Source organism: Pseudomonas sp. UC 17F4, from assembly GCF_900101695.1.
Lineage (GTDB): Bacteria > Pseudomonadota > Gammaproteobacteria > Pseudomonadales > Pseudomonadaceae > Aquipseudomonas.
Map to the genome: position 1 here is coordinate 91,793 of NZ_FNKV01000001.1, position 25,343 is coordinate 117,135.

Genomic DNA, 25,343 nt, shown 5'->3' on the forward strand with positions numbered 1-25,343 from the left:
ATTGAGGAAATCCATGTCGCCCTGGCTGACAATAGTAGGTATCGGTGAAGACGGCTTCAGTGGCCTGGGCAAGCAGGCCCGGCGCGCGCTGCTGGGCGCTTCACGGGTGTTTGGCGGCCAGCGCCAGCTGGACCTGCTGCCGCACTGCATCAGCGGCGAACGCCTGCTGTGGCCCAGCCCGTTTTCCCTGGCGCCGGTACTGGCCCTGCGCGGCGAGCCGGTGTGCGTGCTGGCCAGCGGCGACCCGATGTTCTATGGCGTAGGCGCAAGCCTTGCGCGCCAGCTCGACGTCAGCGAAATGAACGTGTTGCCGATGCCCTCTTCCTGCGCCCTGGCCGCCGCCCGCCTGGGTTGGCCACTGCAGGAGGTGCTGACGCTCTCGCTGGTGGCGCGGCCGATCGCTGCGCTCAACGCCCAACTGTACAGCGGCGTGCGCCTGCTGGTGCTGAGCAACGATGGCAGCAGCCCGGCCGCGATCGCCGCCCTGCTGCGCGAACGCGGTTTCGCGCTGAGCCGCCTGCAGGTCTTCGAGCACCTGGGCGGCAGCGCCGAGCGTCGCCTCGAGGGCACTGCCGCGCACTGGCCGCACCCGCAAGTTGCCGACTTGAACCTGGTCGCCATCGAATGCCTGGCCACGCCCGATGCACCGCGCCTGTCGCCGCTTGCCGGTCTGCCAGACAGCGCCTTCAGACACGACGGCCAGCTGACCAAGCGCGATGTGCGCGCCATCACTCTGGCGCGCCTGGCCCCGCAGCCGGGCGAACTGCTCTGGGATGTCGGCGCCGGCAGCGGCTCGATCGGTATCGAGTGGATGCGCGCCCACCCCAGTTGCCGGGCGTTGGCGATCGAGTCCGACGAGGGCCGCCAGCAACTGATCGAACACAACCGCGATGCCCTTGGCGTGCCTGGCCTGCAGTTGATTCGAGGTCGTGCGCCGATGGCCCTGCAGGGCCTGGAACGCCCGGATGCGATCTTCATCGGTGGCGGCGTGACCCGCGAAGGCGTGCTGCAACACTGCTGGCAGCAACTGCGCCCGGGTGGCCGCCTGGTGGCCAATGCCGTGACCCTGCAAAGTGAACTGGCGCTGGTCAACTGGCGCGAGCAGCATGGCGGCGAGCTGACCCGCATCCATATCGCCCAGGCGCAACCCCTGGGCGAGTTCGACACCTGGCGCCAGGCCCTGCCGATCACCCTGCTAGACGCGGTCAAGCCTGCCGATGCGTGACGAAACCCGCGAACAACCCGCGCCACTGCGCAGCGGCCTGACCACTGGCAGTTGCGCCACCGCCACTAGCCTGGCGGCGGCGCGGCTGCTGCTGGGCGGCCAGAGCAACGATGCGGTGCAGATCACCTTGCCCAAGGGCAAGGTGGTGCAGATGCGCCTGGAGTTTTGTCGCCTGCACGAGGACGGCGCCGAAGCCGGCACCCTCAAGGATGCCGGCGATGACCCGGACGTGACCCACGGCGCCCTGCTCTACAGCCGCGTGCGCCTGCAGGCCGAACCCGGTGTGCGCTTTGTTGCCGGCCACGGCGTCGGCACGGTGACCCGCCCAGGCCTGGTGCTCGGCGTGGGTGAACCGGCGATCAACCCGGTACCACGCAGGATGATGACCGAGCACCTGCTGCGCCTGGCCGCCGAATTCGCCTACAGCGGCGGCTTCGAGGTCACGGTAAACGTGCAGGACGGCGAAAGCCTGGCGCTGAAGACCATGAACCCGCGTCTGGGCATTCTTGGCGGCCTGTCGATCCTCGGCACCAGCGGCATTGTCCGGCCGTTCTCCTGCTCGGCCTATATCGCCTCGATCCACCAGGGCATCGACGTGGCCAAGACCAACGGCTACCAGCACATCGCCGCCTGCACCGGCAATGCCAGCGAAGACACCATGCGCCGGGTCTACAACCTGCCGGAAATCGCCCTGATCGAAATGGGCGATTTTGTCGGCGCGGTGCTCAAGCACCTGCGCAAGGTGCCTGTGGATAAACTCAGCCTGTGCGGCGGCTTCGGCAAGATCAGCAAGCTGGCCGCCGGGCACATGGACCTGCACAGCCGCCATTCGAGCATCGACCTGCCGCAACTGGCCGACTGGGCTGCAGCCATTGGTGCCGACCCGGCGTTGCAAGACGCTATTCGCCAGGCCAACACCAGCCAGCAGGCCCTGGCCCTCGCCAGTGCCGCCGGCATTGCCCTGGGTGATGCGGTCTGCGCCCACGCCCTGGCCTTTGCCCGCAGCGTGGTGCCGGCGCAGGTGCAGGTGGAAGTGTTCGCCATTGATCGTCAGGGCGGCATCGTAGGCCATGCGGGGGGCTTTGCATGACGCGCATCCTGTTGCTCGGCGGCGTCACCGAGGCGCTGGCCATTGCCCGCACCCTGGGCCCACAGCACGTCTACAGCCTGGCCGGGATCGGCCGGGTGCCTACTGACCTGGACTGTCAGGTACGGGTCGGCGGGTTTGGCGGCGCCGAGGGCCTGGCCGCTTACCTGCGCGCAGAACGCATCGACCTGCTGATCGACGCCACCCACCCCTATGCCGCCCGCATCAGCGCCAACGCCGCCCACGCCGCGCAACTCACCGGTGTGCCGTGCTGGGCGTTGCGCCGCCCGGCCTGGCAAGCCCAGGCCAGCGATGACTGGCGCGAGGTGAGCGACTGGGCCGAACTGATCGACGCCCTGCGCCCGTTCCAGCGCCCGCTGTTCACCCTCGGCCGTGAGCCGTTGCAGCATCTGCACGAAATTCCCGCCCATCAATTCTGGACCTTGCGCGCCCTCGAAGCCTGCCCCGGCAATGCACGCTGCGAAGTGATCGGCGCCCGCGGGCCATTCCACCTGGAAGACGAACGCACGCTGTTCGAGCGTCGGCAGATCGATGTGCTGATCAGCAAGAACAGCGGCAGCGGGGCGACCGAGCCTAAATTGCAAGTGGCACGTGAGCGCAGCCTACCGGTACTGGTGCTTCGCAGGCCTGACCTCCCTCCCGCCACTCGCAGTTTCTCGACGGTTCAAGCACTGCTGCAAGCACTTCAGTGAGTATTTTCCAAGGGCAAAGGCATATCCCGTTGACAGATGTCGGCGCTCTTTTAAACTTGGATATACATTTGGCATATACAACGAGGTGGATCATGGAGCAAGGTGCCGTCTTCAAGAGCAACCGCAGCCAAGCTGTGCGCCTGCCCAAGTCCGTAGCCCTGCCAGAGGATGTCAAACGCGTGGATATAGTCGCAGTGGGGCGAACCCGAATTATTTCTCCCTCCGGTGAAGCCTGGGACAGCTGGTTCGAAGGTCAGGATGTCAGCCCGGACTTCATGGCCGAACGTGAGCAAGACACCGATCAGGAGCGTGAGGGGTTCTGATGCTCAAGTACATGCTCGATACCAACATCTGCATCTTCACCCTCAAGAACAAGCCTCTGGTCGTACGTGAAGCATTCAATCGCCATTACGGCCAACTGTGCATCAGCACAGTGACGCTGATGGAATTGATGTATGGCGCTGAAAAATCCGCTGCACCTGAACGCAATCTTGCCGTAGTCGAAGGATTCGCCGCACGCCTGGAGGTCCTCAGTTACGATGACCGTGCTGCGGCTCACAGCGGTCAGTTGCGTGCAGAGTTGGCCCGAGCCGGAACACCGATTGGCCCCTATGACCAGATGATTGCCGGACATGCGCGTTCATTGGGGTTGCTACTGGTAACCAACAACATCCGCGAATTCCAGCGTGTTCCTGGGCTGCGCGTGGAAGACTGGCTCACCCCCGCTCAATAGCCCATCGCCCTCTGAGTGCCTTAAACTACCCCCTCCTCCCCCCGGAAGACCTCACCCATATGGAAATGCAATGGTGGATCTGGCTGGTATTCGGTTTCGGCCTCGTAGTGCTCGAACTGGTCCTGCCAACCTTCTTCATCCTCTGGTTCGGCATTGGTGCCGTGCTGGTTTCGTTCATTGCCTTCCTGGCGCCGAGCCTGCAGCTCGATATGCAGGTGCTGCTGTGGGTGGTGTTCTCGTCGATCACCACGCTGCTGTGGTTCAAGGTGTTTCGCAGGAAGCAGCCGGACACCCGCTGGACTGCCGATAGCGTGATCGGCGAAGTCGGCCTGCTCACTGCCACGGTTTCCGAATTCCACAAGGGCCGCGTGCGCTTTCAAAAGCCGATTCTCGGCAATGAAGAATGGGTGTGCGTCGCCGATGCCGAGATCCCGGCCGGCGAGCGCGTGCGCCTCACTGCCATCGAAGGCAATACCGCCCGGGTTGCCCGGGCCTGATCAGTAAAAGGAAGCATTGACTCATGACCAGCCTTATCGTCGTCGGCACCATCGCCGCATTCGCCCTCATCACCCTGTTCAAGGGCGTGCGCATCGTGCCCCAGGGCGAGGAGTGGATCGTCGAGCGCCTGGGCCGCTACCACAGCACCCTCAAGCCGGGCCTGAACCTGCTGATCCCGTACATGGACGTGGTCGCCTACCGCCTGCCGACCAAGGACATCATCCTCGACGTGCAGCAGCAGGAAATCATCACCCGCGACAACGCGGTGATCGTCGCCAACGCGCTGTGTTTCGCCAAGGTCGTCGACCCGCAAAAAGCCGCCTACGGCGTGCAGGACTTCAGCTTCGCGGTCACCAGCCTGACCATGACCTCGCTGCGTGCCATCGTTGGCGCCATGGACCTCGACGAAGCGCTGTCGAGCCGCGAGCAGATCAAGGCGCGCCTGCGCGAAGCGATGTCCGAGCAGACCGAAGACTGGGGCGTGACCGTGCGCTCGGTAGAGATCCAGGACATCAAGCCGTCGCAGAACATGCAGGCGGCCATGGAGCGCCAGGCCGCCGCCGAGCGTGAACGCAAAGCCGACGTCACCCGCGCCGAAGGCGCCAAGCAGGCCGCCATTCTCGAAGCCGAAGCGCGCCAACAGGCGGCCAAGCTCGACGCTGAAGCGCAGATCAACCTCGCCGAAGCCTCGGCGCGTTCCATCACCCTGGTTCGGGACGCGGTCGGCACCGAAATCACCCCGGCCATGTACCTGCTCGGCGAGCGTTACATCGGCGCCATGGAAAGCCTTGCCAGCAGCGACAACGCCAAGGTCGTGGTGCTGCCGGCCGACCTGCAGGAAACCGTGCGCGGCCTGATGGGCCGCAACAAACAGGCCTGATGCGAACCGGGAGTGCGGCACTTCACCGCACCCCCGGTAATTTTTCCTATACTGGGCGCTACAATAGCCACCTCTGATTCCTGACCGGATCTTTCCATGTCCCCATATCGGCCCGCCATCGCCTGGATCGCCTGCTTCGCAGTGCTGTTCAATCTGCTGGCCATGCCGTTGGCGTCCGCAGCCCCCAAGGGCCCGGCCGAACAACTGCTGTGGGGGGCCTTCTGTTCGAGCGTCGGGGCCAAGGCCAATCCGGCAATCATGGCCCTGGGCAAGATCGACCTCGGCCAGCAAGGCGATGACCATTCGAACATGCAGCACTGCTGGTGCTGCTCGGGCGCCGCGCCGTTGCTGGCGCTTCCCGGGCATGCGCCGCAACTGAGCAAACCGCTAGCCCTGTCGATCGGGCTCGAACCGCTGCTCACCGCCTATCAACCCACGCCACGCCAACAGTGGCCGGCCCTCAACCCCCGCGCCTCCCCTCTGGTCTGAGTTCACTACGCTACCTGTTGCGAACCTGAATCGACTGGAGAATCACCATGTTCAAGAACGCCCTGCTGCTGGCTGCGCTGATGCTGCCGGCGACCTTTGCCACTGCCCATGAATACACCGTTGGCGAGCTGCATATCGCTCACCCGTGGTCGCAGGAGTTGCCGCCGAACGCGCCCAACGTTGCCGCCTATTTTGTCGTGCATAACAACGGCAAGAGCGCCGACACCCTGACCGGCGTCGACAGCCCGATCAGCGACGATGCCCAGCTGCACGAGCATGTGCACAAAGATGGCCTGATGAAAATGCAGCAGGTAATGAGCGTCGAAGTGCCTGCAGGCGGCGAGCTGAAATTCGCCCCCGGCGCCTACCATGTGATGCTGATGCAGCCCAAGGACCGCAGCCTGCTGGCTGATGGCAAGCGCTTCCCGCTGACCCTGCATTTCAAGCACGCCGGTGACATCACCGTCGAGGTCGCGGTGCAGAAACAGGCACCCGACGAGGCAGCCGCTCACAATCACTGATCGCTGAAGGCTGCCCGGCGTGACTAGCGCCCGCAGCAGGTTCACCCGCCCCGCACGTCCTGGTTCCAGGACGCTTCGCGGCAGCTGGCTGAGCCTGTTTGCCATGTTGATGATCTTTATCGGCCCACTGGTTTCCCAGTCGATGCCGATGGATCACCGTGCCATGCCGCCAGGCATGAACATGAGCATGGCCATGGACAGCGCCGCCGATTGCCATGCCGACAACCATCACGGCGGCAGCCCGGCGCTGAAGGTGATCTGGGAGAAGTGCGGTTACTGCAGCCTGTTCTTCCATTGCCCGGCGCTGCCCCAGGCCCTGAGCCTGCTCAACACCGAAGCCGTACCCGCCAGCAACCGGCTGATCGTCTACCCGCGCCAGGGCCATGCCCGGCAAACGGTATTCCCCGGCGCCCGCAGCCGCGCGCCGCCACCCTTCATCGTCGTCTGAGTTCACTCCCTGCGCCCGAAGTCCGGCATCAGCCGTCGACTGCGCGCCCCCTTATGACTGATCGATGTTGGAATCATTATGTCCGGCTGCACCGCTGTTTTTCGTCTGTCCCTGCAAGGGACCATCGCCGTGATCTGCGGCACCCTGCTCAGCCCTCTGGCCCTGGCCGCAAGCCAGGCCGAAGACGCACATGTCCATGACCAGGCCGAGCTGAGCCCGACGGTGATCACCGCCGTGGCCCCGAGCTCGCCGCTGACTATCGTCACCAACCCCAAGGACCCACGCCAGCCGGTGCCGGCCAGCGATGGCGCCGACTACCTGAAAACCATCCCCGGCTTCTCGGCCATCCGCGCCGGCGGCACCAATGGTGACCCGGTGCTGCGCGGCATGTTCGGCTCGCGCCTGAACATCCTCACCAACGGCGGCGTGATGCTCGGCGCCTGCCCCAACCGCATGGACGCCCCGACCTCGTACATCTCGCCGGAGACCTACGACCGCCTGACCGTGATCAAGGGCCCGCAAAGCGTGATCTGGGGCCCGGGCGCATCGGCCGGGACCATCCTTTTCGACCGCGAGCCGGAAAAATTCGGCGAGCTGGGCAGCCGCGTCAACGCCAGCCTGCTGGGCGGTTCCAACGGCCGCTTCGACAAGGTTCTGGATGCCGCCGCCGGCAATCGCTACGGCTATGCGCGCTTCGTCGGCAACCAGTCGCGCTCGGACGACTATGAGGACGGCAATGGCGACACCGTGCCGTCGCGCTGGGACAAGTGGAACGGTGACGTCGCCCTGGGCTGGACCCCGGACGCCGACACCCTGGTGGAACTGACCGCCGGCAAGGGCGACGGTGAAGCGCGTTATGCCGGGCGCGGCATGGACGGCTCGCAGTTCAAGCGCGAAAGCCTTGGCCTGCGCTTGGAGAAGTCCAACATCGGCGAGGTCTTCGACAAGCTCGAAGCCCAGGTCTACTACAACTACGCCGACCACGTGATGGACAACTACAGCCTGCGCACGCCCTCGGGCATGGGCATGATGGGCATGCCGATGGTCAGCAACGTCGACCGCCGCACCCTTGGCGGGCGGATCAAGGGCACCTGGCGTTGGGATGACCTGCAACTGATCAGCGGCATCGACGCACAAACCAACGAACACCGCCAGCGCAGCGGCATGGGCGTCGATGTGCACAAGCACATGGCCTGGACCAAGGACGCCGACTTCCACAACTACGGGGTGTTCGGCGAGCTGACCTGGTACGCCGCCGAACAGGACCGGCTGATCACCGGCGCCCGCCTGGACCGCGCCTCGGCCAAGGATTACCGCGCCACCAGCGCCACCCGTGGCGACACCCGCGCCGATACCCTGCCCAGCGGTTTTATCCGCTACGAGCACGACTTGGTAGATGTCCCCGCCACCACTTACGTCGGCCTCGGCCACGCCCAGCGCTTCCCCGACTACTGGGAGCTGTTCTCGCCCAAGTCCGGCCCGGCAGGTTCGGTCAATGCCTTCGACAGCATCAAGCCGGAGAAAACCACCCAGCTCGACTTCGGCATCCAGTACCAGACCGAAACCGTCGACGCCTGGGCCTCGGGCTATGTCGGGCAGATCCGCGACTACATCCTCTTCGACTACCGGCCGGGGATGATGGGCATGCCAAGCTCCCAGGCGCAGAACATCGACGCGCGGATCATGGGCGGCGAACTGGGCGCGGCGTACAAATTGACCAGCAACTGGAAAGCCGACGCTACCCTGGCCTACGCTTGGGGCAAGAACAGCAGCGACGGCAAGGCACTGCCGCAGATGCCACCGCTTGAAAGCCGCCTGGGCCTGACCTACAGCCGTGATGTGTGGAGCGCCGGGGCCTTGTGGCGCCTGGTGGCGGCGCAGAACCGCATTGCCGAAAACTCCGGCAACGTGGTGGGCAAGGACTACGAGAAGAGCGGCGGTTTCGGCGTGTTCTCGCTGAACGGCGCCTACAAGGTCAGCAACAACCTCAAGCTCAGCGCCGGGGTCGACAACCTGTTCGACAAAGCCTACGCCGAGCACCTGAACCTGGCGGGCAACGCCGGCTTCGGCTACCCGGCCACCGACCCGCAGCCGATCAACGAGCCGGGGCGTACGTTCTGGACCAAGGTCGACCTGAGTTTCTGATCCAACCCGGGCGCGATCGTTGATCGCGCCTTACCCAGGCAACACGGGAGCGCTGCATGAGCAAACCGCACATATCCTTCTACAACCTGGCGTGGCGCTGGCATTTTTACGCCGGGTTGTTCGTCGCGCCGTTCATGATCCTGCTGGCGATCACCGGGATCATCTACCTGTTCAAACCGCAGCTAGACCCATTGCTGTATCGCGACTTGATGGTGGTCGAGGCCGGGCATCACCGGCACAACGCCGACAGCCTGCTGCAACAGGTGCAGCAGGCTTACCCCAAGGGCCAGGTCAGCCAGTACCTGCCGGCAATCGCCAGTGATCGCAGTGCCCAGTTCGTGGTGCACAACGCTGGCCGTGAATTGAATGTGTTCGTCGACCCCTACAGCGGCCAGTTGCTCGGCGAACAGGACGCGAAAAACAACCTGCAGGCCGTGGCCCGTGCGCTGCACGGTGAACTGATGATCGGCACCACTGGCGATCGCCTGGTGGAACTGGCCGCCGGCTGGGGCGTGGTGCTGGTGGTCTCGGGCCTGTACCTGTGGTGGCCGCGCGGCAAGCGCAGCGCCGGTGTGCTGTGGCCGCGCCTGAACGCCCGTGGGCGCCTGCTGTGGCGCGACCTGCATGCGGTCACAGGCTTCTGGGGCGCGGCGCTGTTGTTGTTGATGCTGCTCAGCGGCATGACCTGGACCGGCTTCTGGGGCAAGCAGTACGCCGACCTGTGGAACCGTTTTCCGGCGGCAATGTGGAACGACGTGCCGCAGTCCGACCAGCAAGCCCGGGCGCTCAACAGCGCCAGCCGCCAGACCGTGCCCTGGGCCATGGAAAACACACCGATGCCGCAATCCGCCGCCCACGCCGAGCATGCCGGCCACAGCATGGGCTCCAGCGCCCCGGCGGCGCCGCAGGTCAGCCTGCAACAGATCGAAGAGCTGGCCACTACCCGCCGCGTCGAACCTGGCTACAGCATTACCCTGCCAACCAGTGCCGAAGGCGTGTACACCATTGCCGTGTTCGCCGACGACCCGCGCAACGACGCCACCTTGCATGTCGACCAGTACACCGGCCAGGTGCTGGTGGACGTACGCTGGCAGGATTACAGCAACGTCGCCCGCGCCACCGAGCTTGGGGTGATGCTCCACGAAGGCAAGATGTTCGGCACACTGAACCAGCTTATTGTCCTGCTGATCTGCCTGATGATCCTGCTCGGCTCGGTCAGCGGCCTGGTGATGTGGTGGAAACGCCGCCCCGAAGGTGGCCTCGGTGTACCGCCGCTGCGCCATGACCTGCCGCGCTGGAAGACCGCGACCGTGATCATGCTGATTCTGGGGGCGGCCTTCCCGCTGGTGGGCGGCTCGATGCTGCTGGTGTGGCTGGTGGATCGTTATGCACAACCGCTGGCGCGGACAAATCCGCTAACATGAGCGCCCGTTTTCGATACGGGCCTGTTTTTGGCGTCATCGCCCGCAGGCCCGCAGGACCTTGATGAGCACCCTGAGTATCAGCGACCTGCACTGGTCGCCCCTGGGCCACGGCCATTGCCACCACCAGTTCCAGCTGCGCGACGTCGAGTTGCAGGTCGGCGCCGGCGAGTTCGTCGGCCTGATCGGCCCCAATGGCAGCGGCAAGACCAGCCTGCTGCGCTGCGCCTACCGTTTCAACAAGCCGGAACGCGGCCAGGTGCGCCTGGGCGAGCATAACCTGTGGCAGCAGTCGCCGCGCTGGTGCGCCCAGCGTATCGCCGTGGTGCTGCAGGAGTTTCCCGATGCCTTCGGCCTGAATGTCGAGGAAGTCGTGGCCATGGGCCGCACGCCGCACAAAGGCCTGTTCGACGGCGACAGCCCGGCCGATCGCCAACGGGTCCAGGACGCCTTGCAGGCAGTCGGCCTGCAGGGCTTTGACGACCACACCTTCGCCAGCCTGTCCGGTGGCGAGAAACAGCGGGTGATCCTAGCCCGGGCTCTGGTCCAGCAACCGCAGGTGCTGATCCTCGACGAGCCGACCAATCACCTTGACCCGCGTTACCAGCTGGAGCTGCTGCAGCAGGTGCGGCGCCTGGGCATCGGCACCCTGGCGAGCATCCATGACCTGAACCTGGCGGCGGCCTTTTGCGATCGCCTGTACGTGCTCGACCACGGCCGCATCGTCGCCAGCGGCACGCCAGACCAGGTGCTGACCGCCGAATTGCTGCAGGCGGTGTTCGGCGTACAAGCGCTGATCGACCGCCACCCTCTGGCTGACCACCCTCGCCTTACCTGGATAACCCAGCGATGATTCGATCCATCCTGTTGCTCGGCCTGGCCTTGCTGCTGGCCAGCCCCGGCGCTTTCGCCGAGGCCACCCAATACCCGTTGACGGTGCAAAGCTGTAACCGCCAGGTGACTTTCACCAAGGCCCCGGAGCATGCCCTGAGCCACGACATCAACATGACCCAGATGATGCTCGCCCTCGGCCTGCGTTCGCGCATGGTCGGCTATAGCGGTGTCAGCGGCTGGAAGGCGGTCACCCCGCAGCTGCGCAAGCAACTCGACGGCCTGCCGGAACTGGCGGCCAAGTACCCGTCGGTGGAAACCCTGCTCAACGCCAATGTCGACTTCCTGTTCGCCGGCTGGGACTACGGCATGCGCGTCGGCGGCGACCTCACCCCGCAAAGCCTGGCGCCGCTGGGCATCCCGGTGTACGAGCTGACTGAATCCTGCGCCTTTGTCATGAAGCGCCCGGCAGCCAGCCTCGATGACACCTACACCGACCTGCGCAACCTGGGCAGGATCTTCGACGTGCAGGCGCGTGCCGAGCAGTTGATCGGCGACATGCAAGCGCGCGTTGCCGTGGTCCAGCAGCAGTTGCCGGCCGAGCGTCCACGGGTGTTCCTCTACGACAGCGGTGAAGACCGGGCCATGACCTCCGGGCGTCTGGGCATGCCCGAGGCACTGATCGCCGCCGCCGGCGGGCGCAATGTGCTCAATGACATCGAAGCCAGCTGGACCCGGGTCAACTGGGAGAGCGTGGTCAAGCGCAACCCCGAGGTCATCGTCATCGTCGACTACGGCGAAGTCAGCGCCGCGCAGAAACAGGCGTTCCTCGAACAGCATCCGGCCCTGCAATCGGTGGAGGCGATCCGCAACAAGCGCTTCGTGGTCATTCCCTACGTGGCGGCCACGCCGAGCCTTGAGAACGTCGAAGCCATCGAGACCATCGCCAAGAGCCTGCACGGCGCATGAGGTCGGCAAACTCCCGGCAGCGGTTGTTGCTGCTCACGCTGCTGGCCCTGCTGCTGGTGTCCTGCGTGGTGTCCCTGGGCTTTGGCTCGGCACCGGTGCCGGTCGAGGTGGTGTGGCGCGTACTGCTGTTCAAGCTGTTCGGCGTTACCCCCGAGACACCGGCGTGGACCACGGGCCAGGAACATATCGTCTGGCTGATCCGCGTGCCGCGCATGCTTCTGGCGGCGCTGGTGGGCGGAGGGCTGGCGATGATCGGCGCGGTGCTGCAGGCGGTGACGCGCAACCCGCTGGCCGACCCGCACTTGCTCGGCGTCACTTCCGGGGCAACCCTGGGTGCGGTACTGGTGGTGCTGCATATCGGCGAATTGCTCGGCGTGCTGACCTTGCCCCTGGCCGCCTTTATCGGCGCGCTGTGCAGCATGCTGCTGGTGCTGGCCATTGCCAGCCGCCACGGCCGCCTGGACAGCGACCGCCTGCTGCTGTGCGGCGTGGCCGTGGCTTTTGTGATGATGGCGGCGGCCAACCTGCTGCTGTTTCTCGGTGACCACCGGGCAAGCTCGGCAGTGATGTTCTGGATGCTCGGTGGCCTGGGCCTGGCGCGCTGGGAGCTGCTGCCGATTCCGGCGATCAGCGTATTGCTCGGCCTGGCCTTGTTGCTGGGCATGGCCCGCTCGCTGAATGCGTTGATGGCCGGCGAGCAGACCGCCGTGACCCTTGGCCTGAACGCGCGCAAGGTGCGCCTGCTGGCGTTTCTGATCTGCTCGCTGCTGACCGGCGTGCTGGTGGCGATCAGCGGCTCGATCGGCTTTGTCGGCCTGATGGTGCCGCACATCGCCCGGCGCCTGGTCGGCGCCGAGCATAGCCGCCTGCTGCCGGTGTGCCTGCTGCTGGGCAGCCTGTTCCTGATCTGGGTCGACGTCGCCGCACGTACGCTGATTTCGCCCGAGGACCTGCCGATCGGCATCGCCACTGCCGCCATTGGCGGTCTGTTCTTTATCGGCCTGATGCGCCGACGTTGATCACGGTCAACACCGCCCCCGCGTTGAGACGTATTGTCGCGCTAGCGCCAGGAAGGCGCGTGTTAGCCTAGCGGCGCACAACAAGACTGAACTCAACGGAATGCCTGCCTATGACCGCGAACCTGCCCCCGCAACAACCCACGCCGGAAAACCATGACCACCTGCAACGCAGCCTGTCCAACCGCCATATCCAGCTGATCGCCATCGGTGGCGCCATCGGTACCGGGCTGTTCATGGGCTCGGGCAAGACCATCAGCCTTGCCGGCCCGTCGATCATCTTCGTCTACATGATCATCGGCTTCATGCTGTTCTTCGTCATGCGCGCCATGGGCGAGTTGCTGCTATCGAACCTCAACTACAAGTCGTTCATCGATTTTTCGGCCGACCTGCTCGGGCCCTGGGCCGGCTACTTCACCGGCTGGACCTACTGGTTCTGCTGGATCATCACCGGCATCGCCGACGTCATCGCGATATCGGCCTATTCGCAGTTCTGGTTCCCCGACCTGCCGCAGTGGGCGCCGGCGATTGCCTGTGTCGGCCTGCTGCTGTCGCTGAACCTGATCACGGTGAAGATGTTCGGCGAGATCGAATTCTGGTTCGCCATGATCAAGATCATCGCCATCGTCGCCCTGGTCGGCACCGGCCTGTACATGGTCATGGCCGGCTTCCAGTCGCCGGCCGGACGCACCGCGGACCTTGCCAACCTGTGGAACGACCAGGGCATGTTCCCCCATGGCCTGATGGGCTTCTTTGCCGGTTTCCAGATTGCCGTGTTCGCCTTTGTCGGCATCGAACTGGTGGGCACCACCGCCGCCGAAGCGAAGAACCCGGAGCGCAACCTGCCACGGGCAATCAACTCGATCCCGATCCGCATCATCGTCTTCTACGTGCTGGCGCTGATCACCATCATGGCGGTGACGCCGTGGCGTGACGTGGTGCCGGGCAAGAGCCCGTTCGTGGAGCTGTTCGTGCTCGCCGGCCTGCCGGCGGCGGCCAGCATCATCAACTTCGTGGTGCTGACCTCGGCGGCCTCGTCGGCCAACAGCGGCGTATTCTCCACCAGCCGCATGCTCTTCGGCCTGGCCCAGCAGGGGGATGCACCCAAGCGTTTCGAGCAGTTGTCCAAGCGCAGCGTGCCGGCCAGCGGCCTGCTGTTCTCGTGCACCTGCCTGTTGGCCGGGGCGCTGCTGATGTACGTGATTCCGGACCTGGTCGAAGCCTTCACCCTGGTGACCACGGTGTCGGCGATCCTGTTCATGTTCGTCTGGTCGCTGATCCTGCTGTCGTACCTGAACTACCGCAAACAGCGCGCCGCGCTGCACCAGGCCTCGAAGTACAAGATGCCTGGCGGGCGCCTGATGTGCTGGGTGTGCCTGGCGTTCTTCGCCTTCATCCTGGTGCTGCTGAGCCTTGAGCACGACACCCGCCAGGCGCTGATCGTCACGCCGTTGTGGTTCGTGCTGCTGACCGTCACTTACCAGTTCGTGCGGCGCAATCGCGCGCTGCTGACCGCCAACGCCGACAACTGATCAGTCGAACTTCAAGCCTTCTTGTTCGTACGCCGACGCCGCACGGTCCCACTGCTGTTCCAGTGCGGCGTCGGCTTCGGCTCGTTGCGCCTCGCTCGGGCCGTCGATGAACACACTGCGGCCCTGGCCAAGGCTCAGGCAGGCATTGATGTCACCTCCCCAGATGTAAGGAAGGATAACTAGAAAACTGTCCGAGTCGACTTCGGCGTAGTGCGCCAGTTGCCGCAGCGGCGCCAGCAGTTGCAGCATCTCGCCATAATTGTCGGTGAACTCCAGCACGGCGAACGTCCACACCCCAGCCTGCTCATCGTAATGACTGCTGTTGCCCGCAGAAAACTCAACCCAGCCTTCGATCAGATCACCCAGGCTGCAGGAGGCGGTACGATCCAGGTCCTCGGCGGGGAGTTCGCCCGGGCCGTACGCGTCTTTGCTGTCATACCAGCATTGCCAGTCGTCGAACTGCCGCGGGTTGGCTACCGGCGCGCTCATCGCGGCCTGATAGGCAGCGGGGTTGAGGTTACAGCGAATGTACAGCGACGAAGCTTCCATCGGGTCTTTCCTTGTTCCGTGGGTGAATACTGATCAAACCGAGCTCAGAGAGGCTCAGCCTTCTGCTGCCTTGAGCAGTTCGGCCAGCACGGCATCGGCCTCGGCGCGTTGCGCTGGGGTCGGTGCCTCGGCAAACTGGCTGCGGCCGTTGAGGGTCAGGTAGGCGTTGTCGCCGTCACCCCAGATGTACGAATAGACCAGCATGAAGCTGTCGGAGTCGGCGGCGCAGTACGGCGCGACACTGCGCAGTGGCGCCAGCATGGAGATCATCGCCCCGTAGTTTTCGCTGAACTGCAGCAGGGCGAAGCGCCACACGCCGGTTTTTTCGTCGTACTCCGATAGCGAGCCGTAACGGCTGCCGCCGGCGATCTGGCTAAGGGTCTCGGCCGGCATCGGCCGCAGGTCGTCTGTATCGACCTTGCCGCCACCGTACATTTCCTTGCTATCGAACCACTGCTGCCAGTCAGTGAATGCCGCGGCCTCGCCCGGCCGGGCGGCCATGACCGTGGCGTACTGCGCCTTGGTCATGCTGCAGCGAAAATACAGCGAGGACGGCTCACTGGCCTGTACCTGCCCCATCGCAGCCCACACGCCGGCCATCACCATCCCTGCACGGGCGAATCTGTTCACTGTCGTCATCCCTGAACTGCGTTCAAAGGCGGCGATGATACCTGCGCGAACCAAAGCTGTGCAGACTTGTTTGCCGCGCACCGGGCACAGCGCCATCACGGTGCAAGCATGCTCGCCCGCCATCGCCAATCGCCGTGCAAACCCCGCCCCAGACAGCTGCGCGCCACTCGGCACAGCCCTTGCTAACGCTCTTGGGCGAAGTCGCCATCTGCCCAACAGAACATCCGATTCCATGGAGAGAGCACTATGAAGCGTCGCAGTCTGATCAAGGCCTTTACCCTCAGCGCGTCCATCGCGGCGATGGGCCTGAGCTGGAGCATCCAGGCCGCCGAGACCATCAAGGTCGGCATCCTGCATTCGCTGTCGGGGACCATGGCGATTTCCGAGACTTCGCTCAAGGACATGGCCCTGATGACCATCGAGCAGATCAACGCCAAGGGCGGGGTCAACGGCAAGCTGCTGGAACCGGTGGTGGTCGACCCGGCGTCGAACTGGCCGCTGTTCGCCGAAAAGGGCCGCCAGTTGCTGACCCAGGACAAGGTCGCGGTGGTATTCGGCTGCTGGACCTCGGTGTCGCGCAAGTCGGTGCTGCCGGTGTTCGAAGAGCTCAACGGTCTGCTGTTCTACCCGGTGCAGTACGAAGGCGAAGAGATGTCGCCGAACGTCTTCTACACCGGTGCCGCGCCCAACCAGCAGGCGATCCCGGCAGTGGAGTACCTGATGAGCGAAGACGGCGGCGCCGCCAAGCGCTACTTCCTGCTCGGTACCGACTACGTCTACCCGCGCACCACCAACAAGATTTTGCGCGCCTTCCTGCACAGCAAGGGCGTGGCCGACAAGGACATCGAAGAGGTGTACACGCCGTTCGGCCACAGCGACTACCAGACCATCGTCGCCAACATCAAGAAGTTCTCTGCTGGCGGCAAGACCGCGGTGATCTCCACGGTCAACGGCGACTCCAACGTGCCGTTCTACAAGGAGCTGGCCAACCAGGGCCTGAAAGCCACCGACGTGCCGGTGGTGGCCTTCTCGGTAGGCGAGGAAGAACTGCGCGGCATCGACACCAAGCCGCTGGTGGGACACCTGGCGGCGTGGAACTACTTCGAATCGGTGGATAACCCGGTCAACAGCCAGTTCGTCGCCGACTGGAAAGCCTACGCCAAGGCCAAAAACCTGCCGGGCGCCGACAAGGCGGTGACCAACGACCCGATGGAGGCCACCTACGTCGGCATCCACATGTGGGCCCAGGCGGTCGAGAAAGCCAAGTCCACCGATGTCGACAAAGTCCGCGAAGCCCTGGCCGGGCAGACCTTCAAGGCGCCATCGGGCTACACCCTGACCATGGACAAGAGCAACCACCACCTGCACAAGCCGGTAATGATCGGCGAGATCCAGGATGACGGCCAGTTCAGTGTGGTCTGGGAAACCGAGCAACCGCTGCGAGCGCAGCCGTGGAGCCCGTTCATTCCAGGTCACGACAAGCGGCCGGATTATGCGGTGAAGGGCAACTGAGCCCATCGCGGGTCAAGTCGAGGCGTCGCACCGCCGCTCCCACTGTAGGAGCGGCGGTGCGACGCCTCGACTTGACCCGCGATGCGGCCGTACAGCACACCACAAGGAAACCGTCATGTCCAAGGCCCTCCTGTGCCTTTTCCTCAGCCTCCTGCTGTTGCCCCTGACTGCCCAGGCCAGCGACGCAGACTACTTCATCGCCGCCAAGGCCAATGAGCAGGCGCGCCTGCTCCAGGACTGGGCGGCGCAACCGGACCCGGCCCGTCTTGAGCTGCTAAGCGCCCTGCAACAAGGCCGCATCGCCGCCGGCGACACCCGCAAGCTGCGCCTGAACAACCGCCTGCGCGGGCTTGTGGATAACGCCCTGGCCAGCCATCAGTTGCTCAGCGCAGATAGCACAGTGCGCCTGGCGGCTGCCCAGCAACTGCAAAAAAGTGCGCAGCCGGCCCAGGTCGCCTTCCTCGACCGGCGCTTCGCCAGCGAAGCAGACGCCGCCGTGCATGCCGCCCTCGGCCTGGCCCTGGCCAACCTGCAACTGGTCGACAGCGACCCGGCGGTACGCCTGGCCGCGGTGCGCCTGCTCGGCGAAACCGGCGATCCCATGGCCCGCACGCGCCTGGAGGCCTTGCTCACACCCGGTGTCGAAAACAACGCTGGGGTGCGCACCGCCGCCGAAACCAGCCTGGCCCAGGTCAAGCGCAAGCTGTTGTTCGGCGAGTTGCTCGGCCAGGCCTTCAGCGGCCTGTCGCTAGGCTCGATTCTGCTGCTCGCGGCCTTGGGCCTGGCGATCACCTTCGGCCTGCTCGGGGTGATCAACATGGCCCACGGCGAGATGCTCATGCTCGGCGCCTACGCCACTTACGTGGTGCAGATACTGGTGCAGCGCTACGCCCCCGGGGCCATCGAGTTCTACCCGCTGATCGCCCTGCCGGTGGCCTTCGCTGTCAGCGCCGGGGTCGGCATGCTGCTGGAGCGCACGGTGATCCGCCACCTGTACGGGCGGCCGCTGGAAACCCTGCTGGCGACCTGGGGCATCAGCCTGATCCTGATCCAGGCCATCCGCCTGCTGTTCGGCGCGCAGAACGTCGAAGTGGCCAACCCGGCCTGGCTTTCCGGTGGCCTTCAGGTGCTGCCTAACCTGGTGCTGCCCTACAGCCGCCTGGTGATCATCGCCTTCGCCCTGTTCGTGGTGCTGCTGACCTGGTTGCTGCTCAACCGCACGCGCCTGGGCCTGAACGTGCGCGCGGTCACCCAGAACCGCAACATGGCCGCCTGCTGCGGGGTGCCCACCGGGCGGGTGGACATGCTCGCCTTTGGTCTCGGCTCGGGGATCGCCGGGCTCGGCGGCGTGGCCCTGAGCCAGATCGGCAACGTCGGTCCGGACCTGGGCCAGAGCTACATCATCGACTCGTTCCTGGTGGTGGTGCTCGGCGGCGTCGGCCAGTTGGCCGGCAGCCTCTGGGCGGCCTTCGGCCTGGGCATCGCCAACAAGCTGCTGGAGCCGCAGATTGGTGCGGTGCTCGGCAAGATCCTCATCCTTGCGCTGATCATTCTGTTCATCCAGAAACGCCCGCAAGGCCTCTTCGCGCTCAAGGGACGGGTAATCGACTGATGAACCAGCCTCTGCTTGTATCCGCCAGCCAGAAGGCCGGCCCGCGCTGGACCTTGGCCATCGGCGCCGCTGTGCTGCTGGTGCTGCTGGCCCTGCCCTTGTTGTCGCTGCTGCCCGCCGGGCACAGCCTGCAGGTCTCGGCCTACACACTGACCCTGGTCGGCAAGATCCTCTGCTACGCCATCGTCGCCCTGGCCCTGGACCTGGTCTGGGGCTACGCCGGGCTGCTGTCGCTGGGCCATGGCCTGTTCTTCGCCCTCGGCGGCTATGCCATGGGCATGTACCTGATGCGCGAAGCGGCCGCTGATGGCTTGCCGGCGTTCATGACCTTCCTGTCGTGGAGCGAGCTGCCCTGGTACTGGGCCGGCACCCAGCACTTTGCCTGGGCCCTGTGCCTGGTGGTGCTGGCGCCCGGTTTGCTGGCGCTGGTGTTCGGCTTTTTCGCCTTCCGCTCGCGGATCAAGGGCGTGTACTTCTCGATCATGACCCAGGCCCTGACCTTCGCCGGCATGCTGCTGTTCTTTCGCAACGAAACCGGCTTTGGCGGCAACAACGGCTTCACCAACTTTCGCAGCATCCTCGGCTTTGAAATCACTGCGCAAAGCACCCGCGCAGTATTGTTCCTGCTTACCGTCGCCTTGCTGGTGGCCAGCCTGTACCTGGGCTGGCGCCTGGCCCGGAGCAAGTTCGGCCGGGTATTGACCGCGCTGCGCGATGCCGAGAACCGGCTGATGTTCTGCGGCTACGATCCGCGTGGTTTCAAGCTGTTCGTCTGGGTCTTGAGTGCGGTGCTGTGCGGCCTGGCCGGGGCCCTGTACGTGCCGCAAGTAGGCATCATCAACCCCAGCGAAATGTCGCCGACCAACTCCATCGAAGCTGCGGTGTGGGTGGCCCTCGGCGGGCGCGGCACGCTGATCGGGCCGCTGCTGGGCGCCGGGCTGGTCAACGGCATGAAAAGCTGGTTCACCGTGGCCTTTCCCGAGTACTGGCTGTTCTGCCTGGGTGCGCTGTTCATCCTGGTGACCCTTTACCTGCCACGGGGCGTGGTCGGTCTGCTGAAGAAAAGGGGCGAACAATGAGAGCCATCCCGCTAGCGCCGGTGCACCCGGAATTCATGCTCGAACCGATCCTCGACGCCGGCAGCGGCCGCGATGCCATCGGCCTTGGCCAGCGCCGCGGCGAAGGCCTGGATGTGCGTCACGGCACGGTGCTGACCCTGGAAGACATCAACGTCAGCTTCGACGGCTTCAAGGCGCTCAACAGCCTCAACCTGTACATCGGCGTCGGTGAACTGCGCTGCATCATCGGCCCCAACGGCGCTGGCAAGACCACGCTGATGGACGTGATCACCGGCAAGACCCGCCCCACCAGCGGCAAGGCCTGGTTCGGCGACACCCTGGACCTGACGCGCATGAGCGAAGTGCAGATCGCCCAGGCTGGGATCGGCCGCAAGTTCCAGAAGCCGACAGTGTTCGAGGCGCTGAGCGTGTTCGAGAACCTGGAGCTGGCGCAGAAGGCCGACAAGTCGGTGCTGGCCAGCCTGGTTGCGCGCTTGAGCGGCGAGCAGCGCGACCGTATCGACGAGATCCTGCAGACCATTCGCCTGAGCGGCTCGGCCCAGCGCCAGGCCGGGTTGCTCTCCCATGGCCAGAAGCAGTTCCTCGAGATCGGCATGCTGCTCATGCAAGACCCGCAATTGCTGCTGCTCGATGAGCCGGTGGCGGGCATGACCGATGCTGAAACCGAGTTCACCGCCGAACTGTTCAAGCGCCTGGCCGGCAAGCATTCGCTGATGGTGGTCGAGCACGACATGGGCTTTGTCGGCAGCATCGCCGACCACGTCACCGTGCTGCACCAGGGCAGTGTGCTGGCCGAAGGCTCGCTGGAGCAGGTACAGGCGGATGACCGGGTAATCGAGGTTTATCTCGGACGATGAGGCCAACACAGGACGACAACATGCTGAAAATCGATTCCCTGCACCAATACTACGGCGGCAGCCACATCCTGCGTGGCTTGTCGTTCGAGGCCAAAGTTGGCGAGGTCACCTGCCTGCTCGGGCGCAACGGCGTCGGCAAGACCACCCTGCTGCGCTGCCTGATGGGCCTGCTGCCCACCCGTGAAGGCAGCGTGCACTGGGAAGGCCAGGCAATCACTACGCTCAAGCCGCACCAGCGGGTGCACGCCGGGATCGCCTACGTGCCCCAGGGCCGGGAGATCTTCCCGCGCCTGACGGTCGAGGAGAACCTGCTGATGGGCCTGTCGCGCTTCGGCGCCGGCCAGGCCAAGAGCGTGCCGGCGTTCATCTACGAGCTGTTCCCGGTACTGGAGCAGATGAAGCAGCGCCGTGGCGGCGACCTCTCCGGCGGCCAGCAACAACAACTGGCCATCGGCCGTGCCCTGGCCAGCCAGCCGCGGCTGCTGATCCTCGACGAACCCACCGAGGGCATCCAGCCTTCAGTGATCAAGGAGATCGGCGCGGTGATCGCCAAGCTGGCTGCCCGTGGCGACATGGCGATCCTGCTGGTCGAGCAGTTCTACGACTTTGCCGCCGAGCTTGCCGACCAGTATCTGGTGATGTCACGCGGCGAAATCATCCAGGCCGGGCGTGGCGAAAATATGCAAGCCGAGGGTGTGCGCGGCCTGGTAACCATTTAACCTGAGCCGATCACCGTGCCCCTGTTCGAGACCCTGCCATGACCTACCTGCTGCGCGATGCTGTGCCTGCCGACCTGCCGGGCATTCGCGAGATCTACAATGATGCCGTGCTCAACACCACGGCGATCTGGAACGAGCAAGCGGTCGACCTCGCCAACCGCCAGGCCTGGTTCGACGCCCGCCAGGCCCAGGGCTACCCGATCCTGGTGGCGGTCGACGCTGGCGGGCAGGTACTGGGCTATGCTTCGTTTGGCGACTGGCGGCCGTTCGAAGGCTTTCGCCATACCGTCGAGCACTCGGTGTACATCCGCAGCGACCAGCGCGGCAACGGCCTGGGCCCCAGGCTGATGCAAGCGCTGATCGAACGGGCCCGCGCCTGCAACAAGCATGTGATGGTCGCCGCCATCGAAAGCGGCAACAGCGCCTCGATTCGCCTGCACCAGCGCCTGGGCTTCACCCTCAACGGGCAGATGCCCCAGGTCGGGGTGAAGTTTGGCCGCTGGCTGGACCTGACCTTCATGCAGTTGATCCTCAACCCCGATGCCCCGCCGCCGACAATGGAGTGACGCCTGTGAATGCTGCGCAGCTCAACCGTGTAACCCATGAAAGCTTTGCCTATTACCGCGACGGCCTGGTGGCGTTGCTGCTCGATGCCGTGCAACACGGAGCTTCGGTGGGGTTTCTGGCGGATATCGATGCGCAGCAGGCCGAGCACTACTTCGAAGAAGTGCGCCAGCGCCTGGTCAGCGGCGAGCTGTTGCTGTGGGTGGTGGGCAAGGACAAGGAAGTGCTCGGCAGTGTGCAGTTAGGGCTGTGCCTGAAACCCAACGGCTTGAACCGCGCCGAAGTGCAAAAGCTGCTGGTGCACAGTGCCGCGCGGCGTCGCGGCCTCGGCCAGCAACTGATCCAGGCGCTGGAACTGACGGCGCGGCAAAAGCAGCGCGGCATGCTTTACCTGGATACCGAGGCCGGCTCCGGGGCCGAGGACTTTTACCGCTCGCTGGGGTACAGCAAGGCCGGCGAGCTTCCCGACTACGCCTGTGGGCCGGATGGGGTTTATCGGGCGACGGCGTTGTACTACAAATTGCTTTAGGGACTCATCGCGGGGCAAGCCCGCTCCCACAGAGATTGTGTGATCCTGTAGAAGCGCCCCGCGATCAGCCCTGCACAAACCGCCCCAGGCGCTGCCTGAGCATGCTGTTCTCGCTGCGCAGCTGCTGCACTTCCTCCAGCAGCTCCAGCGCCAGCGCCACCCCTTCCCACTCCAGTTGCAAATCGTGATGCAGTTTGGCCGCGCGCTTGGCCAGCACCGGCGCCTGATCGTCAAACAGCCAGTCTTCCGGCGTTCGCCCGGAAGGCTCGACAATGCCGTGTTCGACGATTTCGATCACGTAGGCCGCCGGCAGATCGGCTTCCTGACAGAGGGTCTGCATGTCCAGTTGAACGATCAGGGTACTGCTCATGATCAGCTACTCCATTGTGTCCTCGGGTTGAACGCAGCCTTTTCCGACAACTTGCTCCACAGCTCACGGGCAGCGGCATCGGACTGGCTCGGCATCACCACCTTCAATTGCGCATACAGGTCGCCACGCTGGCCCTGCTTGTTGCTCAGGCCCATGCCCTTGATCCGCAGGCGCTGGCCGTTCTGGCTGTCCGGACGGATGGTCAGGTTGACCTTGCCGGTCAGGGTCGGCATCTCGACCTTGGTGCCCAATGCGGCTTCCCACGGTGCCAGCGGCACGGTGATGATCAGGTCATGACCTTCGACATCGAACAGCGGGTGCGGTGCCATGCGAATGGTCAGGAACAGGTCGCCATTGGCGCCGCCACCAACGCCCGGGGCACCCTGGCCCTTGAGGCGGATCTTCTCGCCGTCGCTGACGCCGGCCGGGATCTTCACGTTCAAGGTCTTGGTGGTGAAGCCGGTGCGCTGGCCGCTGGCGTTGTGCTGCGGCACCTGGAAGCTGATCTGCTTGGATTCGCTGGACAGGGTTTCCTCAAGGAAAATCGCCAGTTCCATTTCCACGTCCTGCCCCCGCCGTCCGGCACTGCGTTGCTGGCCGCGGCCAAAAGGATTGCCGTTGCCACCGCGCGAACCGAAGATCGAGCTGAAGAAATCGGAAAAATCGCCACCGTCGCCGAAGCCCTCGGCACCTGCCGAACCACGGCTTTGCCAGCCCGGCGGGCCCTGGAACGGCCGGCCATGCTGGCCGTACTTGCGCAGCTCGTCGTACTCGGCGCGTTTTTCCGGGCTGCTCAGGGCTTCATAGGCCTCGTTGGCCTCCTTGAATTTCTCCTCGGCGTCACGCTCTTTGCTGACGTCGGGGTGATACTTGCGCGCAAGCTTGCGGTAGGCGGTCTTGATCGCCTTGTCATCCGCAGTGGGCTCAACGCCAAGAATCTTGTAATAGTCTTTGAAGTCCATCTAAGGAATCACCATGGGTTAATCGAATGCTTGTGTAGATTGGGGTCAAGCATAGCCTTTCAAGGTGCCCATGGGTTTGCCGCAAAGCAGATAATCGGTCTTGATTCTGCTGCCAGCTGGCATAAACTGCGCGGCCGTTTTTCCCCGGAAGTACAATCCATGAGTCAAGCATCCCCGGCCCGTGCCTGCGGCATCGACTTCGGCACCTCCAACTCCACCGTCGGCTGGCACCGCCCGGGCGTGGAGTCGTTGATCGCCCTGGAAGACGGCAAGATCACCCTGCCGTCGGTGGTGTTCTTCAACATCGAGGAGCGCCGCCCGGTGTACGGCCGCCTGGCCCTGCACGAATACCTCGAAGGCTATGAAGGCCGCCTGATGCGCTCGCTCAAGAGCCTGCTGGGCTCCAAGCTGATCAAGCACGACACCAGCGTGCTGGGCACCGCGCTGCCGTTCAAGGACCTGCTGGGCATGTTCATCGGCGAGCTGAAAAAGCGCGCCGAGGCCAATGCCGGCCGCGCCTTCGACGAGGTAGTGCTGGGCCGCCCGGTGCATTTCGTCGATGACGACCAGGCCGCCGACCAGGAAGCCGAGGACACCCTGGCAGAAGTGGCGAAGAAAATCGGCTTCAAGGACGTCTCGTTCCAGTACGAACCGATTGCCGCCGCATTCGACTACGAGTCGAGCATCCAGGGCGAAGAGCTGGTGCTGATCGTCGACATCGGCGGTGGTACCTCGGACTTCTCCCTGGTACGCCTGGCCCCGGAGCGGCACATGCTCGACGACCGCCAGCAGGACATCCTCGCCACCGGCGGCGTGCACATCGGCGGTACCGACTTCGACAAGCAGCTGAGCCTGCAGGGCGTGATGCCGCTGTTCGGCTACGGCAGCCGGATGAAAAGCGGCGCCTTCATGCCCACCAGCCACCACATGAACCTGGCCACCTGGCACACCATCAACTCGGTGTACTCGCAAAAATCCCAGCTGGCCTTGGGCAGCATGCGCTACGACATCGAAGACACCGACGGCATCGACCGCCTGTTCAAGCTGATCGAACAGCGCGCCGGGCACTGGCTGGCGATGGAAGTGGAAGAGACCAAGATCGAACTGACCCACAACGACCGCCGCCTGGTCGACCTCAAGCGGGTGCAGCCGGGGCTCAGCGTCGATCTGACCCGGGCGCTGTTCGAAGAGTCGATCGACAATCTGCTCGAGCGCGTGCGCGGCAGTGTCAGCGAGCTGCTGGCCAAGGCCAGCGTGGGTGTGGCGCAGGTCGATACGGTGTTCTTCACCGGCGGCTCCAGCGGCATTCCGGCGCTGCGCCAGAGCGTGGCGGCGATGCTGCCCAATGCCCGGCATGTCGAAGGCAACATCTTTGGCAGCATTGGCAGCGGCTTGGCAATCGAGGCGCGCAAGCGGTACGGCTGAAAAACTATCGCGGGGCGGTGCGACGCC

At 64.7% G+C, this 25,343-nt stretch carries 28 protein-coding genes; 24 read left to right on the forward strand and 4 right to left on the reverse strand.

Going from position 1 to position 25,343, the window contains the following annotated elements; all coding sequences use genetic code 11:
* The first annotated feature begins 13 nt into the window (after positions 1-13).
* The 16 genes from cbiE to cycA all read left to right on the forward strand — a co-directional run bounded on the left by cbiE (position 14) and on the right by cycA (position 14,508).
* A complete protein-coding gene (gene cbiE, locus BLR26_RS00400; RefSeq protein WP_093376572.1) occupies positions 14-1,225 on the forward strand; it encodes a precorrin-6y C5,15-methyltransferase (decarboxylating) subunit CbiE in 1,212 nt (403 codons plus the stop codon).
* On the forward strand, positions 1,218-2,315 hold the full coding sequence (locus BLR26_RS00405) for a cobalt-precorrin-5B (C(1))-methyltransferase (RefSeq protein ID WP_093376577.1): 1,098 nt from the start codon (positions 1,218-1,220) through the stop codon (positions 2,313-2,315). Before cbiE ends, BLR26_RS00405 begins: the two co-directional genes overlap by 8 nt.
* Complete coding sequence (locus BLR26_RS00410; RefSeq protein ID WP_093376580.1) at positions 2,312-3,025, forward strand: cobalt-precorrin-6A reductase; 714 nt, start codon at positions 2,312-2,314, stop codon at positions 3,023-3,025. The genes BLR26_RS00405 and BLR26_RS00410 overlap by 4 nt, the downstream gene beginning before the upstream one ends.
* Before the next feature lie 92 nt (positions 3,026-3,117).
* The gene (gene vapB, locus BLR26_RS00415; protein WP_093387177.1) at positions 3,118-3,348 is read left to right on the forward strand and encodes a type II toxin-antitoxin system VapB family antitoxin; all 231 of its coding nucleotides are present in this window, start codon (positions 3,118-3,120) and stop codon (positions 3,346-3,348) included.
* Complete coding sequence (gene vapC / locus BLR26_RS00420; protein ID WP_093376584.1) at positions 3,348-3,758, forward strand: type II toxin-antitoxin system tRNA(fMet)-specific endonuclease VapC; 411 nt, start codon at positions 3,348-3,350, stop codon at positions 3,756-3,758. Before vapB ends, vapC begins: the two co-directional genes overlap by 1 nt.
* A 59-nt stretch (positions 3,759-3,817) precedes the next feature.
* Entirely contained in the window at positions 3,818-4,255 is a 438-nt protein-coding gene (locus tag BLR26_RS00425; protein WP_045196974.1) for an NfeD family protein, read from the forward strand.
* A gap of 23 nt (positions 4,256-4,278) precedes the next feature.
* Entirely contained in the window at positions 4,279-5,136 is an 858-nt protein-coding gene (locus BLR26_RS00430; protein WP_045196972.1) for an SPFH domain-containing protein, read from the forward strand.
* A gap of 96 nt (positions 5,137-5,232) precedes the next feature.
* Positions 5,233-5,625 (forward strand): DUF2946 domain-containing protein, encoded by a 393-nt coding sequence (locus tag BLR26_RS00435; protein ID WP_045196971.1) that lies wholly within the window; start codon positions 5,233-5,235, stop codon positions 5,623-5,625.
* A gap of 47 nt (positions 5,626-5,672) precedes the next feature.
* On the forward strand, positions 5,673-6,146 hold the full coding sequence (locus tag BLR26_RS00440; RefSeq protein WP_045196966.1) for a copper chaperone PCu(A)C: 474 nt from the start codon (positions 5,673-5,675) through the stop codon (positions 6,144-6,146).
* Positions 6,147-6,165: 19 nt separating this feature from the next.
* Complete coding sequence (locus tag BLR26_RS00445; RefSeq protein ID WP_093376587.1) at positions 6,166-6,594, forward strand: DUF2946 domain-containing protein; 429 nt, start codon at positions 6,166-6,168, stop codon at positions 6,592-6,594.
* A 78-nt stretch (positions 6,595-6,672) separates the two neighbouring features.
* Positions 6,673-8,739, forward strand: a complete 2,067-nt coding sequence (locus BLR26_RS00450) for a TonB-dependent copper receptor (protein ID WP_093376590.1) — start codon at positions 6,673-6,675, stop codon at positions 8,737-8,739.
* A 56-nt stretch (positions 8,740-8,795) separates the two neighbouring features.
* Entirely contained in the window at positions 8,796-10,163 is a 1,368-nt protein-coding gene (locus BLR26_RS00455) for a PepSY-associated TM helix domain-containing protein (protein ID WP_093376594.1), read from the forward strand.
* A gap of 61 nt (positions 10,164-10,224) precedes the next feature.
* Entirely contained in the window at positions 10,225-11,013 is a 789-nt protein-coding gene (locus tag BLR26_RS00460; RefSeq protein ID WP_093376599.1) for an ABC transporter ATP-binding protein, read from the forward strand.
* Complete coding sequence (locus BLR26_RS00465; RefSeq protein WP_093376604.1) at positions 11,010-11,960, forward strand: ABC transporter substrate-binding protein; 951 nt, start codon at positions 11,010-11,012, stop codon at positions 11,958-11,960. The genes BLR26_RS00460 and BLR26_RS00465 overlap by 4 nt, the downstream gene beginning before the upstream one ends.
* On the forward strand, positions 11,957-12,979 hold the full coding sequence (locus tag BLR26_RS00470) for a FecCD family ABC transporter permease (protein WP_093376609.1): 1,023 nt from the start codon (positions 11,957-11,959) through the stop codon (positions 12,977-12,979). The genes BLR26_RS00465 and BLR26_RS00470 overlap by 4 nt, the downstream gene beginning before the upstream one ends.
* A gap of 110 nt (positions 12,980-13,089) precedes the next feature.
* Positions 13,090-14,508 (forward strand): D-serine/D-alanine/glycine transporter, encoded by a 1,419-nt coding sequence (gene cycA / locus BLR26_RS00475; protein ID WP_093376614.1) that lies wholly within the window; start codon positions 13,090-13,092, stop codon positions 14,506-14,508.
* Here cycA and BLR26_RS00480 read toward each other — a convergent pair whose 3' ends face one another.
* Positions 14,509-15,057: a hypothetical protein gene (locus BLR26_RS00480; protein ID WP_038997400.1), complete on the reverse strand. Its 549-nt coding sequence runs from the start codon at positions 15,055-15,057 to the stop codon at positions 14,509-14,511.
* 54 nt (positions 15,058-15,111) lie between these two features.
* Positions 15,112-15,687 carry a hypothetical protein gene (locus BLR26_RS00485; RefSeq protein WP_256326692.1) on the reverse strand — a complete coding sequence of 192 codons (576 nt, stop codon included), beginning with the start codon at positions 15,685-15,687 and terminating at the stop codon, positions 15,112-15,114.
* 246 nt (positions 15,688-15,933) lie between these two features.
* Here BLR26_RS00485 and urtA point away from each other — a divergent pair, with 246 nt between their 5' ends.
* From urtA to BLR26_RS00520, 7 genes are all read left to right on the forward strand, one after another.
* On the forward strand, positions 15,934-17,199 hold the full coding sequence (gene urtA, locus BLR26_RS00490) for an urea ABC transporter substrate-binding protein (RefSeq protein WP_093376619.1): 1,266 nt from the start codon (positions 15,934-15,936) through the stop codon (positions 17,197-17,199).
* 115 nt (positions 17,200-17,314) lie between these two features.
* Positions 17,315-18,811 (forward strand): urea ABC transporter permease subunit UrtB, encoded by a 1,497-nt coding sequence (gene urtB / locus BLR26_RS00495; RefSeq protein WP_093376623.1) that lies wholly within the window; start codon positions 17,315-17,317, stop codon positions 18,809-18,811.
* Positions 18,811-19,890 (forward strand): urea ABC transporter permease subunit UrtC, encoded by a 1,080-nt coding sequence (urtC, locus tag BLR26_RS00500; protein WP_093376627.1) that lies wholly within the window; start codon positions 18,811-18,813, stop codon positions 19,888-19,890. Before urtB ends, urtC begins: the two co-directional genes overlap by 1 nt.
* Positions 19,887-20,747: an urea ABC transporter ATP-binding protein UrtD gene (gene urtD, locus BLR26_RS00505; protein WP_371128632.1), complete on the forward strand. Its 861-nt coding sequence runs from the start codon at positions 19,887-19,889 to the stop codon at positions 20,745-20,747. Before urtC ends, urtD begins: the two co-directional genes overlap by 4 nt.
* A gap of 20 nt (positions 20,748-20,767) precedes the next feature.
* Entirely contained in the window at positions 20,768-21,466 is a 699-nt protein-coding gene (gene urtE, locus BLR26_RS00510) for an urea ABC transporter ATP-binding subunit UrtE (protein WP_093376637.1), read from the forward strand.
* Positions 21,467-21,504: 38 nt separating this feature from the next.
* Positions 21,505-22,032, forward strand: coding sequence for a GNAT family N-acetyltransferase (locus tag BLR26_RS00515; RefSeq protein ID WP_093376640.1), 528 nt, complete (start codon positions 21,505-21,507; stop codon positions 22,030-22,032).
* Between the two features lie 5 nt (positions 22,033-22,037).
* Complete coding sequence (locus BLR26_RS00520; protein ID WP_093376645.1) at positions 22,038-22,559, forward strand: GNAT family N-acetyltransferase; 522 nt, start codon at positions 22,038-22,040, stop codon at positions 22,557-22,559.
* Between the two features lie 64 nt (positions 22,560-22,623).
* On the opposite strand, the gene BLR26_RS00525 is transcribed toward BLR26_RS00520, so the two are convergent.
* Together BLR26_RS00525 and cbpA are read right to left on the reverse strand one after the other, a co-directional pair.
* A complete protein-coding gene (locus BLR26_RS00525) occupies positions 22,624-22,929 on the reverse strand; it encodes a chaperone modulator CbpM (RefSeq protein ID WP_045196932.1) in 306 nt (101 codons plus the stop codon).
* A 2-nt stretch (positions 22,930-22,931) separates the two neighbouring features.
* Positions 22,932-23,891, reverse strand: a complete 960-nt coding sequence (gene cbpA / locus BLR26_RS00530; RefSeq protein ID WP_045196930.1) for a curved DNA-binding protein — start codon at positions 23,889-23,891, stop codon at positions 22,932-22,934.
* 159 nt (positions 23,892-24,050) lie between these two features.
* Between cbpA and BLR26_RS00535 the strand changes: the two genes are divergently transcribed.
* On the forward strand, positions 24,051-25,316 hold the full coding sequence (locus tag BLR26_RS00535; protein ID WP_093376649.1) for an Hsp70 family protein: 1,266 nt from the start codon (positions 24,051-24,053) through the stop codon (positions 25,314-25,316).
* Positions 25,317-25,343 lie beyond the last annotated feature (27 nt).

Coding starts and splice junctions, on each gene's coding strand:
- BLR26_RS00480 (WP_038997400.1), bottom strand. CDS start 15,057: ATGGAAGCTTCGTCGCTGTACATTCGCTGTAACCTCAACCCCGCTGCC.
- urtA (WP_093376619.1), top strand. CDS start 15,934: ATGAAGCGTCGCAGTCTGATCAAGGCCTTTACCCTCAGCGCGTCCATC.
- urtE (WP_093376637.1), top strand. CDS start 20,768: ATGCTGAAAATCGATTCCCTGCACCAATACTACGGCGGCAGCCACATC.
- vapC (WP_093376584.1), top strand. CDS start 3,348: ATGCTCAAGTACATGCTCGATACCAACATCTGCATCTTCACCCTCAAG.
- cycA (WP_093376614.1), top strand. CDS start 13,090: ATGACCGCGAACCTGCCCCCGCAACAACCCACGCCGGAAAACCATGAC.
- BLR26_RS00525 (WP_045196932.1), bottom strand. CDS start 22,929: ATGAGCAGTACCCTGATCGTTCAACTGGACATGCAGACCCTCTGTCAG.
- BLR26_RS00425 (WP_045196974.1), top strand. CDS start 3,818: ATGGAAATGCAATGGTGGATCTGGCTGGTATTCGGTTTCGGCCTCGTA.
- cbpA (WP_045196930.1), bottom strand. CDS start 23,891: ATGGACTTCAAAGACTATTACAAGATTCTTGGCGTTGAGCCCACTGCG.
- BLR26_RS00455 (WP_093376594.1), top strand. CDS start 8,796: ATGAGCAAACCGCACATATCCTTCTACAACCTGGCGTGGCGCTGGCAT.
- urtD (WP_371128632.1), top strand. CDS start 19,887: ATGAGAGCCATCCCGCTAGCGCCGGTGCACCCGGAATTCATGCTCGAA.
- BLR26_RS00410 (WP_093376580.1), top strand. CDS start 2,312: ATGACGCGCATCCTGTTGCTCGGCGGCGTCACCGAGGCGCTGGCCATT.
- urtB (WP_093376623.1), top strand. CDS start 17,315: ATGTCCAAGGCCCTCCTGTGCCTTTTCCTCAGCCTCCTGCTGTTGCCC.
- BLR26_RS00465 (WP_093376604.1), top strand. CDS start 11,010: ATGATTCGATCCATCCTGTTGCTCGGCCTGGCCTTGCTGCTGGCCAGC.
- BLR26_RS00435 (WP_045196971.1), top strand. CDS start 5,233: ATGTCCCCATATCGGCCCGCCATCGCCTGGATCGCCTGCTTCGCAGTG.
- BLR26_RS00430 (WP_045196972.1), top strand. CDS start 4,279: ATGACCAGCCTTATCGTCGTCGGCACCATCGCCGCATTCGCCCTCATC.
- BLR26_RS00440 (WP_045196966.1), top strand. CDS start 5,673: ATGTTCAAGAACGCCCTGCTGCTGGCTGCGCTGATGCTGCCGGCGACC.
- cbiE (WP_093376572.1), top strand. CDS start 14: ATGTCGCCCTGGCTGACAATAGTAGGTATCGGTGAAGACGGCTTCAGT.
- urtC (WP_093376627.1), top strand. CDS start 18,811: ATGAACCAGCCTCTGCTTGTATCCGCCAGCCAGAAGGCCGGCCCGCGC.
- BLR26_RS00460 (WP_093376599.1), top strand. CDS start 10,225: ATGAGCACCCTGAGTATCAGCGACCTGCACTGGTCGCCCCTGGGCCAC.
- BLR26_RS00405 (WP_093376577.1), top strand. CDS start 1,218: ATGCGTGACGAAACCCGCGAACAACCCGCGCCACTGCGCAGCGGCCTG.
- BLR26_RS00515 (WP_093376640.1), top strand. CDS start 21,505: ATGACCTACCTGCTGCGCGATGCTGTGCCTGCCGACCTGCCGGGCATT.
- vapB (WP_093387177.1), top strand. CDS start 3,118: ATGGAGCAAGGTGCCGTCTTCAAGAGCAACCGCAGCCAAGCTGTGCGC.
- BLR26_RS00470 (WP_093376609.1), top strand. CDS start 11,957: ATGAGGTCGGCAAACTCCCGGCAGCGGTTGTTGCTGCTCACGCTGCTG.
- BLR26_RS00450 (WP_093376590.1), top strand. CDS start 6,673: ATGTCCGGCTGCACCGCTGTTTTTCGTCTGTCCCTGCAAGGGACCATC.
- BLR26_RS00535 (WP_093376649.1), top strand. CDS start 24,051: ATGAGTCAAGCATCCCCGGCCCGTGCCTGCGGCATCGACTTCGGCACC.